This window comes from Streptomyces sp. 13-12-16 (genome assembly GCF_002114215.1).
Taxonomy (GTDB): domain Bacteria; phylum Actinomycetota; class Actinomycetes; order Streptomycetales; family Streptomycetaceae; genus Streptomyces.
The window spans coordinates 1-1,693 of record NZ_NCTE01000870.1; the positions used below are offsets into that span (position 1 = coordinate 1).

1 protein-coding gene is annotated in these 1,693 nt (G+C 73.4%); it reads left to right on the forward strand.

Going from position 1 to position 1,693, the window contains the following annotated elements:
* Positions 1-1,150 (forward strand): precorrin-6y C5,15-methyltransferase (decarboxylating) subunit CbiE (cbiE, locus tag B7767_RS30805; protein ID WP_085575010.1); only part of this gene is annotated, 1,150 nt, incomplete at its 5' end.
* Between the last annotated feature and the right edge of the window lie 543 nt (positions 1,151-1,693).

Consider the following 1,693-nt stretch of genomic DNA (forward strand, 5'->3'; position numbering starts at 1 on the left):
CGCGCTGGGCGCCGCCACGCTGGTGGCCGGCGCCGCCCACCATCTGGCACTCCCCGAGGTGCCCCCCGGCGCCGAACGCGTCCGGCTCGGCTCCGTCGCCCTCGCCGCCCGCCGCATCGCCGCCCACCGCGGCACCGCGGTCGTCCTCGCCGACGGCGACCCCGGTTTCTTCGGCGTCGTACGGACCCTGCGCGCACCCGAGTTCGGCCTGGAGGTCGAGGTCGTCCCCGGCGTCTCCTCCGTCGCCGCGGCCTTCGCCCGCGCCGGAATGCCCTGGGACGACGCCCACGTGGTCGTCGCACATCCGCGCACCCTGCGACGCGCGGTGAACGTATGCCGGGCCCACGCCAAGGTCGCGGTTCTCACCTCGCCCGGCGCCGGACCCGCCGAGCTGGGCCTGCTCATGGAGGGTGTCCACCGCACCTTCGTGATCTGCGAGGAACTCGGCACCGAGCGCGAGCGGGTCAGCGTGGTCACCTCCGACAAGGCCGCCGACCACACCTGGCGCGACCCCAACGTCGTCATCGTCGTCGGCGGCCGGGCCGGTGCCGGTGAGTCCGGCGGCTGGATCGCCGGACGCGACCCCTCCACCGGCCCCCGCGGCTGGTCGCTGCCGGCCGAGGAGTACGGCGGCGACCTCGGCGAGGGCGAGCGGGAACCGCTGCGCGTCTCCCAACTCGCCCGGCTCGGACCGCGGGTCGGTGACCTCGTCTGGGACATCGGCTGCGGAAGCGGCGCCTTCGCCACCGAGGCAGCCCGTGCGGGCGCCGCCGTCATCGCCGTCGACAGCGACCCGCGCGCCTGCACCCGCACCGAGTCCACCGCCCGTCGGTGCGGGGTCCAGCTCCAGGTCGTCCACGGCACCGCCCCGCACGTCCTGGAGAACCTCCCCGAGCCGGACGTCGTCCGGGTCGGCGGCGGGGGAGCGGCCGTCGTCTCCGCGGTCGCCGACCGCCGTCCGCAGCGCATCGTCACGCACGCCGCCACCCGCGACGGGGCCGAACTCGTCGGCCGGAACCTCGCGGAACACGGCTACCAGGTGGAGTGCGCCCTGCTGCAGTCCGTCGAACTCGACACCAGGGCCTGGACGGAGAAGGAACGGAGCGTCGCGTTCCTGCTCAGCGGGGTGCTGCCCGCGCGCGGCAACTGATCCGATTGCCGTCCCCGTGATCGGATTGTCCGACCGCGCGGGGTAGGCTGGCCGATCGTTGTACCGCACCCGGACACCCGACGCTTCGTCGGCCAATGTCCGGAAAGCGCGCCCGTTTTGGGGTGGGTCGTGGTACGGCAGGAACCGGAGGACGCGCAACGTGGCGCAGTCCACAGCGGAACCGTCGCCGATCAAGCTGACGCGACGGCCGTACGGCCGCGAGAATGCCGTTGAAGGGCTTTGTCGCCTTTTACGGACGCGCCGTTCGTGCCGCTGGGGACGCACGCTCGTTCTTCAGTGTGGGGCGGTCGGTGCGCCGTTCCGGGTGAGCTGGTCGTAGGAGCACTAACCGATGGGCGAGGGGTACGCATGACCGACACCGGCCAGGTCCCGGGCGAGGGACTGCCGGAGAACGCAGGCATGGTGGAGCAGTCGGGCGTCTCCGCGCCCGACGCGTACACCTACCTCTCCGACAGTCCCGCCGAGGAAGAAGACCTGCTGCTGCCCGGCGCCCAGAGCGCCTGGGGCAACGAGATCGCCCCG